This is a genomic window from Streptomyces torulosus (assembly GCF_001419765.1).
GTDB classification, from domain to species: Bacteria; Actinomycetota; Actinomycetes; order Streptomycetales; family Streptomycetaceae; genus Streptomyces; species Streptomyces torulosus.
In genome coordinates this window covers 1-8,779 of the sequence record NZ_LIRK01000556.1, presented here as the reverse complement: position 1 = coordinate 8,779, position 8,779 = coordinate 1, and the positions used below count along the sequence as shown (strand labels likewise).

The 8,779-nt window shown below is 69.3% G+C and carries 8 protein-coding genes and 1 pseudogene; 8 read left to right on the top strand and 1 reads right to left on the bottom strand.

Annotation, left to right across the window (positions count from 1 at the left end):
- The first annotated feature begins 770 nt into the window (after window positions 1–770).
- The 7 genes and pseudogenes from AOK23_RS33160 to AOK23_RS45955 form a co-directional block, all read left to right on the top strand.
- Window positions 771–1,622 carry a fumarylacetoacetate hydrolase family protein gene (locus tag AOK23_RS33160; protein WP_055716242.1) on the top strand — a complete coding sequence of 284 codons (852 nt, stop codon included), beginning with the start codon at window positions 771–773 and terminating at the stop codon, window positions 1,620–1,622.
- Between the two features lie 11 nt (window positions 1,623–1,633).
- Window positions 1,634–2,971 (top strand): L-fuconate dehydratase, encoded by a 1,338-nt coding sequence (locus tag AOK23_RS33155; RefSeq protein ID WP_055716244.1) that lies wholly within the window; start codon window positions 1,634–1,636, stop codon window positions 2,969–2,971.
- The gene (locus tag AOK23_RS33150) at window positions 2,968–3,726 is read left to right on the top strand and encodes an SDR family NAD(P)-dependent oxidoreductase (protein WP_055716241.1); all 759 of its coding nucleotides are present in this window, start codon (window positions 2,968–2,970) and stop codon (window positions 3,724–3,726) included. Before AOK23_RS33155 ends, AOK23_RS33150 begins: the two co-directional genes overlap by 4 nt.
- The gene (locus AOK23_RS33145) at window positions 3,723–4,751 is read left to right on the top strand and encodes an aldo/keto reductase (RefSeq protein ID WP_055716240.1); all 1,029 of its coding nucleotides are present in this window, start codon (window positions 3,723–3,725) and stop codon (window positions 4,749–4,751) included. The genes AOK23_RS33150 and AOK23_RS33145 overlap by 4 nt, the downstream gene beginning before the upstream one ends.
- On the top strand, window positions 4,748–5,113 hold the full coding sequence (locus AOK23_RS33140; protein WP_055716239.1) for a hypothetical protein: 366 nt from the start codon (window positions 4,748–4,750) through the stop codon (window positions 5,111–5,113). Before AOK23_RS33145 ends, AOK23_RS33140 begins: the two co-directional genes overlap by 4 nt.
- Before the next feature lie 161 nt (window positions 5,114–5,274).
- Complete coding sequence (locus AOK23_RS33135; protein ID WP_055716238.1) at window positions 5,275–6,624, top strand: SAM-dependent methyltransferase; 1,350 nt, start codon at window positions 5,275–5,277, stop codon at window positions 6,622–6,624.
- Between the two features lie 291 nt (window positions 6,625–6,915).
- A pseudogene (locus tag AOK23_RS45955) lies at window positions 6,916–7,141 on the top strand (IS5/IS1182 family transposase); the annotation flags it as partial.
- On the opposite strand, the gene AOK23_RS51540 reads toward AOK23_RS45955, so the two are convergent.
- Window positions 7,117–7,242 carry a hypothetical protein gene (locus AOK23_RS51540; protein WP_276205776.1) on the bottom strand — a complete coding sequence of 42 codons (126 nt, stop codon included), beginning with the start codon at window positions 7,240–7,242 and terminating at the stop codon, window positions 7,117–7,119. The pseudogene AOK23_RS45955 and the gene AOK23_RS51540 sit on opposite strands and share 25 nt — an antisense overlap.
- A gap of 776 nt (window positions 7,243–8,018) precedes the next feature.
- Between AOK23_RS51540 and AOK23_RS33130 the strand changes: the two genes are divergently transcribed.
- Window positions 8,019–8,779: SGNH/GDSL hydrolase family protein (locus AOK23_RS33130; protein WP_055716243.1), on the top strand; the 761-nt coding region annotated here is incomplete at its 3' end.

Genomic DNA, 8,779 nt, shown 5'->3' with positions numbered 1-8,779 from the left:
ATTCTGAAACCGTCAGTTAACCCGGGGCAACAGGGCCTCAGGGCAACGGTGGGAGGGCGTACCTGCCTGCGGGGGAGGGGCGAGGTCGCCGGACGGGCAGCTGCCGATCCGGTGCGGACAATGCGCGTCTCGTGCCCTGAGGGGTGGATGTGAGGGTCAGCCGGGGCCCGAGGGATGCGGAGGTGGAGCGACCGCACGGTTGTGAGCCGAGCGGGCGCACTGGAGGGAGCAACCATTCATCCGATGTATCTCGGGACGTCGAGGCCGCTACGACGGCGTTGCCGACGTTGACAAGGGTTCGCCGCCAGAGATTTGCGTGACGCCACGCCGTAGGGCGCCGAGGTGCCGTCCCGACCTTGGGACTCCGTACCGAGGCCCCGTACGACCTGCGGAGTTTCGGCCTTCGTGCGTGACGGGCGATGCGCTGCGGCAGCTCACGATTCAACAACGGAGCCGCCGGTGCCGGTGAGGGCGGGGGGCTGAGGTGGGCTCTCTCTGAAGTCATGCGGCGGGTCGCGTGTCGACCTCGTGGCCATGGTCCGTCTGTATGTGTGAGCGCTTGACTGGCATCGCCGACGAAATACATCCGAGGAATCCATTGTCAGGTGCGATCCCCCGCATCTAAGGTCACTGTGCAGCCATACATCCGATGACTGTGCTGCGGATGAGCGAAGCCTGCCGACAGGTCCGGCCCGGGCGCACCACAGGCGGCCCAGTCCTACGGCCGACCACCACTCAGACGAAACCCGCATGGCAAGGGAGCTGCCCCAGTGAAACTGCTTCGAGTCGGCGCCCCCGGTGAAGAGCGGCCCGCCGTCCGTACCGACGACGGCCGGCTGCTGGACCTGTCCTCTGTGGCCCCTGACATCGACGGCGTCTTCCTCGCCTGTGGGGGAGTGGACCGGGCCCGCGCGGCGGTCGAGGCGGGCGGGCTGCCCGTGCTCGACCCCGAGGGCCTGCGGATCGGCGCCCCCGTCGCACGCCCCGGCAAGATCGTCTGCGTCGGGCTGAACTACCGCGACCACGCCGTCGAGACCGGCGCGGCGATCCCGGAACGGCCCGTGGTCTTCATGAAGGACCCCGGCACGGTCGTCGGCCCGTACGACGAGGTGCTGATCCCGCGCGGCTCGGTCAAGACCGACTGGGAGGTCGAGCTGGCGGTCGTCATCGGACGGCGGGCCCGCTACCTCGACGGCCCCGAGGAGGCGGCTGAGGTGATCGCGGGATACGCGGTCAGCCATGACGTCTCCGAGCGCGAGTTCCAGCTGGAGTACTCCTCGCAGTGGGATCTGGGCAAGTCCTGCGAGACGTTCAACCCGATGGGTCCGTGGCTGGTCACCGCCGACGAGGTCGGTGACCAGCAGAACCTCGGCCTGCACCTGAGCGTCAACGGCGTGAAGCGGCAGGACGGCCACACCGGCGACATGATCTTCCCGGTCGACCACATCGTCTCGTACCTGAGCCGGTACATGGTTCTGGAGCCCGGTGACGTGATCAACACCGGTACACCCGCGGGCGTGGCTCTGGGGCTTCCCGGCACTCCCTTCCTGCGCCCCGGCGACACCGTCGAGCTTTCCGTCGACGGACTCGGCAGCCAGCGCCAGACCTTCGCCCAAGCGTGAAAGGCACCCCCGTGACTACCACCTCCGCCCGGATCACCGCGGTCGACACCTACGACATCCGGTTCCCCACCTCGCGGGAGCTGGACGGGTCGGACGCGATGAACCCGGACCCCGACTACTCCGCCGCCTACGTCGTACTGCGCACCGACGCCGACGACGGCCACGAAGGCCACGGCTTCACCTTCACCATCGGCCGCGGCAACGATGTCCAGGTCGCCGCGATCGACGCTCTGCGGCCCCATATCGTGAGCCGCTCGGTTCAGGAGCTGTGCGCCGACCCGGGCTCGCTGAGCCGCGACCTGATCGGTGACAGTCAGCTGCGCTGGCTCGGCCCCGAGAAGGGCGTGATGCACATGGCCATCGGTGCCGTCGTCAACGCTGTCTGGGATCTCGCCGCCAAGCGCGCCGGGCAGCCCTTGTGGCGGCTGCTCGCCCACGCGGAGCCCGAGTGGCTGGTCTCCCAGATCGACTTCCGCTACATCACAGACGCCCTCACCCCCAAGGACGCCCTCACCCTTCTGCGCGAGGGCCGGACCGGGCTCGCGGAACGCGAGGCCGTCCTGCTGGAGCGCGGCTACCCCGGCTACACCACGTCACCGGGCTGGCTCGGCTACTCCGACGAAAAGCTCACCCGGCTGGCCAAGCAGGCCGTCGCCGACGGCTTCACCCAGATCAAGCTCAAGGTCGGCGCCGACCTGGACGACGACATCCGCCGGATGCGCACCGCCCGCGCCGCTGTCGGCGACGGGGTACGCATCGCCATCGACGCCAACCAGCGCTGGAACGTGGACGAGGCTATCGAGTGGACCAACGCGCTCGCCGAGTTCGACCCGTACTGGATCGAGGAGCCCACCAGCCCCGACGACATCCTCGGCCACGCTACCGTGCGGCGGGCGGTGGCCCCCGTGAAGGTCGCCACCGGCGAGCACGCGCAGAACCGCATCGTCTTCAAGCAGCTCCTCCAGGCCGGCGCCATCGACGTGCTCCAGATCGACGCGGCCCGGGTCGGCGGGGTCAACGAGAACCTCGCGATCCTGCTCCTCGCCGCGAAGTTCGGGGTGCCGGTGTGCCCGCACGCCGGCGGTGTGGGTCTGTGCGAGCTGGTGCAGCACCTGTCGATGTTCGACTACCTGGCGCTGTCCGGAACAACGGACGACCGGGTCATCGAGTTCGTCGACCACCTCCACGAGCACTTCACCGCCCCCGTGGTGATCCGCGACGGCCACTACACCGCGCCGCTCATTCCCGGTTTCTCCGCCACCATGCGGGAGAAATCCATCGCCGAGTACCGCTACCCGGACGGCGCATTCTGGGTGGCCGACCGCGCTGCTCAGAAGGAGGCGGCATGATCGGTCTGTCCGGGCTCAGGGCCGTCGTCACCGGCGGAGCGTCCGGTATCGGGCTCGCCACGGCCCGCGCACTGGCGGCCCAGGGCGCGGCGGTGGCCGTGCTCGACCTAGACCCGGGCGGTGTCAGTGAACCGCTGCTCGGCCTCCAGGCCGACGTCACCGACGACGCCTCCGTGCGCGTAGCCGTGGAACAGGCCGCCGAACGGCTCGGCGGCCTGGACATCCTCGTGAACAACGCGGGCATCGGCGCGGTGGGCACCATCGAGGACAACCCGGACGAGCAGTGGCACCGGGTCCTGGACGTCAACGTCCTCGGCATGGTGCGCGCCACGCGTGCCGCCCTGCCCCACCTGCGCCGCTCCGCGCACGCGGCCATCGTCAACACCTGCTCGATAGGCGCCACCGCGGGACTGCCGCAGCGCGCACTGTACTGCGCCAGCAAGGGTGCGGTCCTCTCACTGACTCTCGCCATGGCCGCCGACCACGTCCGCGAGGGCGTCCGCGTCAACTGCGTCAACCCCGGAACCGCCGACACCCCGTGGGTCGGCCGACTCCTCGACGCAGCCGACGACCCCGAGGGCGAACGGGCCGCACTCAACGCCCGTCAGCCCCTGGGCCGCATGGTCACCGCCGACGAGGTGGCGGCCGCGATCGTCTACCTGGCGAGTCCGGCCGCGGCGTCCGTCACCGGCACCGCGCTCGCGGTGGACGGCGGTATGCAGGGATTGCGGCTGCGCCCGGTGGACCGGTCGTGAGGACCACCACGCTGGGCGGCAGCGCCGTACCGGTCTCGGAACTGGCGCTGGGCTGTGCCGCCTTCGGCAACCTTCTCCATCCGGTCACGGATGAGGCCGCCCACGCCACGGTGGAGGCGGCCTGGGACGCCGGTGTCCGCACCTTCGACACCGCGCCGCACTACGGTCTCGGCCTGTCGGAGCGGCGGCTCGGCGCCGCGCTGCGCGACCGTCCCCGTGACACCTACACCCTCGCCACCAAGGTGGGCCGGCTTCTCGTGCCGGACCCGGAGGGTGGCGCCGGCGACGACCTCGCCCATGGCTTCGCCGTCCCGGCCGTCTACCGCCGCGTCTGGGACTTCAGCGCCGACGGAGTGCTGCGCTCCCTGGAGGCCAGCCTGGAACGTCTCGGCCTCGACCGCGTCGACGTGGCCCTGCTGCACGACCCCGACGACCACGCCGACCAGGCGTTGCGGGAGGCGTACCCGGCGCTGGAGCGGCTGCGCGCCGAAGGCGTGATCGGAGCGATCGGCGTCGGGATGAACCAGTCCGCCCTGCCCGCCCGGTTCCTGCGTGAGACAGACATCGACATGGTGCTGCTGGCCGGCCGCTACACCCTCCTGGAACAGGACTCGCTCGCCGAACTGCTCCCGGAGGCAGCCGCTCGTGGCCGGAGTGTCGTCATCGGCGGGGTGTTCAACTCAGGGTTGCTGACGGCCCCCCGGCCAGGCGCCACGTACGACTACGCCCCCGCTCCGCAGCCGGTCCTCGACCGGGCGCTACGACTCCTCGCGGTCTGCGAACGCCATGACGTGCCACTGCGTGCCGCCGCGCTGCGCTTCCCGTTCGGCCATTCCGCGGTCGCGAGCGTCCTGACCGGGGCGCGCTCCTCCCAGGAGGTGCGTGACACGGTGGAGCAGCTGCGGCGCCCGATTCCGGCCGCCCTGTGGGACGAGCTGCGCGCCGAGGGCCTGCTGGCCCCGGACACTCCTGTCCCCGCAGCCGCGCCGACCGGGGAAGCCATGCCGTCAGAGGAGCCGTCATGAAGGTCGCCCTGGACACCAAGGTCCGCGCCGACCGCATCGAGGAGTACGAGGCCGCGCACCGGCAGGTGCCCGAGCAACTGACCGTCGTCTTCCGCGCCGTGGGCGTGGGGGAGTGGACGACCGGTACGGCCGTGCGGCTACGACCTGCCCGTCATCGCACGGCCGGCCACGCCCCAGGGTCTGACAACGTGTCCGATCACGGCCTGTGCGGCGACCGGCGGGGGAGCCGCGGTCGCGACGGCCTTCGGGCGGTTGCCGCACGAGCTGTCCTGCTCGGACAGCCGCAGCCCTCGCTCTTGGTGTCGCCGTGGCGTCATGGATCGGCCAGGCGTGGGGAGCCTGTCGTGACCCGGACCGGATAACCGGCCATACCCCCATCAGCTGCTCGTACAGGATGCAGCTTTAGCTTTCAACCAATGTCCGCTTATACTCACGGCGCCGACCGCCGCCGCGGTGACCATGTGCCAGGCCCAGCCGCGGTGCGAGACGGGCGGGCCCCCTGCGTTGAACTGAGAGGATTCACATGTCCGAAGCAGCCGCAGCAGTTCTGGCTCGTTTCAGTGAACAGGTGCTGGGTTTTCCCCTGCCCGTGGGAATCCGCCTCTGGGACGGCAGCACGGCCGGCCCCGAGGACGGGCCGGCCTTCGTCCTGCGTGACCGCGAAGCCCTTCGGCGTCTGCTGTGGCGGCCCGGCGAGCTGGGGCTCGCCCGGGCCTGGGTGGCCGGAGATCTGGAAGTCGACGGTGACCTGTACGAGCTGCTGAAGCGCATCTCGACGCTGGTGTGGGAACGGGACGAGCCCGGCAGCCGCACCGCGGCGTTCCGCCAAGCGCTGAGCGTGCTGACCACACCCGCCACCCTGCGTACGGTGAGCCGGACGCTCGGCCTCGCGGGGATGGGGCTCCCGCCGGCTCCGCCCGCCGAAGAGGTGGTGCGCCGTCGCGGTGCCGCGCACAGCATGCGGCGTGACAAGGCGGCCATCAGTCACCACTACGACGTGGGCAACGACTTCTACGCCCTGGTGCTGGGCCCCTCGCTCGTCTACTCCTGCGCCTACTGGCAGGGCGACCCGTCTTCCGGCTCCGGCGACACGCTGGAGCAGGCCCAGGAAGCCAAACTGGACCTGGTCTGCCGCAAGCTCGCCCTGCGCGAGGGGCAGCGGCTGCTGGACGTGGGCTGCGGCTGGGGCTCGCTGGCCATGCACGCGGCCGAACGCTACGGCGTACAGGTCGTAGGGGTCACCATCTCGGTCGAGCAGGCGGCATTGGCACGCGAGCGTGTCGCCGCGGCGGGGCTTGAGCACCTGGTGGAGATCAGGGTGCAGGACTACCGGCAGATCGACGACTCCCCCTTCGACGCGATCTCCTCGATCGGTATGGCCGAGCACGTCGGCAAGAAGCGCTACCGCGCGTACGCGGACCTCCTGCACCGGCTGCTGAAGCCCGGCGGGCGGTTGCTCAACCACCAGATAGCGCGGCGCCCTTTGCGGGACGAAGGGGAGTACCGGATGGACCCCTTCATCGACCGGTACGTCTTCCCCGACGGCGAGCTGGCTCCCGTCGGTTCCACCGTGTCGCTGCTGGAGGAGGCGGGCTTCGAGGTGCGCGACGTCGAGTCCCTGCGCGAGCACTATGCCCTCACGCTACGTGAGTGGGTGGCCAACCTCGAAGCGCACTGGGACGAGGCGGTCAAGCTGACCTCGCCCGGGCGGGCGCGGGTGTGGCGCCTGTATATGGCGGCCTCGGCGGTCGGGTTCGAGAACAACACGATGGGCGTCAACCAGGTGCTGGCGGTCAGGACCGACGATGGCGGCCGGTCCGGCATGCCGTTGCGCAGGGATTTCCTGGGAACCTCGGCCCCGGCGCTCGCCTGACGCGGTGTCTCTCGACTCAGGCCTCCGCACACCCAGGTCTGACCAGCATCGACCCACCCCATCGTTGCTCCGGACGCGATGAAACCCCGTGTCGTCCATGACCACGTGGCAGACGAGCGGGCAACGTCCCGGTCCGCACCGGCCGCGTGAGGTGATTTCCCGTATGGGACGTGCCCCGGCGGACCACTCGATGGCACGGCCGCCGGGGCACGTGGTCAGCGAGAGTCTAGATTCGCTGGTGGGACTCGCGCTTCCACCGAACTCCTGGTTCACCGCCGCTCCCTGGGCGGTCGATACCTGCGCAGACGGCAGATCAAGCACACCATTCCCGAGCCGAGGGACCAGCGCGCCAACCGTCGTCGCCGCGGCAGCGACGGCGGCCGTCCCACCGGGTTCGACAAGCAGCTGTACAAGCGCCGCAATGAAGTCGAGCGCACGATCAACCCGGCTCAAAAACTCCCGGGCCGTAGCTACGCGCTACGACAAACGCGCCTACGTCTTCCACGGCACCGTGACCCGACATGGAACCACGGCGACCGGCTGCGAGATCCGCTTGAAGACCATGGTGTTGCCGAGGATCTTCCCGATGTTGGTGCAGACACTGGCGCCGTCCTCCAAGCGGGCGCGAGCGAAGGTCCAAGGGATGGTCCCTGCGGCGCCGATCCAGCATGACCCGCGCCCAGTTGTACGGCAGCGGCCCGGTCTTGATGTGACGTCGGCTGTCTTCGCGGCCGAGTTCGACCGGCCGTCAAGCCGCTCGTACCGTTCATCGGCGAGTTCAAAAGGCGTTCGGGGTCGAGCAGATCTGCCGTGTGCTGCCCAACTCCACAAAAAAGCCAGGCTGATTTAACCTTCAGCGTCTGCATTCCGCGACCGGCGTCGCTCCGGCCCGCCGAACGCAAGGGCCGCTCAACCAGCTCCAACCGGCGGCCGGACCCAACCCGTAGAGCCTCCACTGATCCCGGAGCGGTTCAGGGCGTGCAGGTGGGAGGGGCTGCCGCGCGGAGGATTCAGCCTCAGTCGATCACTCAGTGAATGGCTACCAACGAGTCCGGCCACCAATTCCCGGTCGACCGAGCACTTCTGGTGGTTATACGTGTCGATGTGATCGTTACGTTGTCGGCCCCCATATCCAATTCGGTGTCAGCCTTGCTAGATTGACACCCGCGTCTCCGAAGCGAAGGCGGGCGGATCCCGCAGCGTCACGGAGGCAGAAATCCCCCTATGCCTTCACCAAGGCCTTCTTTGGGTGCCCGGAAACCGTTGCGGCTGAGTTCCGCTGCTTGTAGCCACGTCTCAGGCCAATGCCTTTCGGCACCCAATCCCCCCAACTGGAAAGCACGCAAGTGATGAGATCCCTTCAGCGTTTCGGCCCCCGGCTGGCCATCTCAGCCATGACGATCGTGCTGAGCACGCCCGGGCTGGCCACCGCCGACGAGGCGGCCGACGGCAAGGACGCCACGTACTACATCTCGCTCGGCGATTCCCTGGCCTCTGGCTACCAGCCGGACGTGGACAAGGACACCGACGTCGCCTACACCGACCAGCTGTACACGCAGCTCAAGCAGCGCACCCCCGGGCTGAAGCACATACGTCTGGGCTGCACCGCTGAGACCACCGAGTCTCTGCTCAAGGGCGGCAAGTGTGACTACCCGAACGCCAAGTCCCAACTGGACGCCGCACTGAAGGCCATGGCCCAGCACCACGGCAAGGTCGCCTACGTGACCCTCAGCGTGGGCGCCAACGACATCCTGCTCAACTGCGTCAGCCCGGCCGGCACCCTCGACGGGGCGTGCCTGAACAGCCGGAGCCAGACCATGGCGACCAACCTCGCCCAGATCGCCGGCGCGCTGCGCAAGGCGGGCGCGAAGGACACCCAGTTCGTGGGCTCGACGTACCACAACCCGTTCCTGGGAGCCTGGCTGCAGGGCACCGCGGGGCAGCAGGCCGCCAAGGAGTCGGCACCCCTGGTCAAGGCCGCCAACGCGGGGATCACCCAGGTCTACAAGTCCACCGGCTTCAAGGTGGCGGACGTGGCCGGGGCCTTCTCCTCGGACGACTTCACCACCCAGGTGAACATACCCGGCGCGGGCGAGGTGCCGGCGAACGTCGCCAAGATCTGCCAGCTGACCTGGGCGTGCACGAAGAAGGACCC

Bases quoted from the DNA above. Each gene is read 5' to 3' on its own strand.
- AOK23_RS33150 (WP_055716241.1), top strand. From the start codon at position 2,968: ATGATCGGTCTGTCCGGGCTCAGGGCCGTCGTCACCGGCGGAGCGTCC.
- AOK23_RS33140 (WP_055716239.1), top strand. From the start codon at position 4,748: ATGAAGGTCGCCCTGGACACCAAGGTCCGCGCCGACCGCATCGAGGAG.
- AOK23_RS33135 (WP_055716238.1), top strand. From the start codon at position 5,275: ATGTCCGAAGCAGCCGCAGCAGTTCTGGCTCGTTTCAGTGAACAGGTG.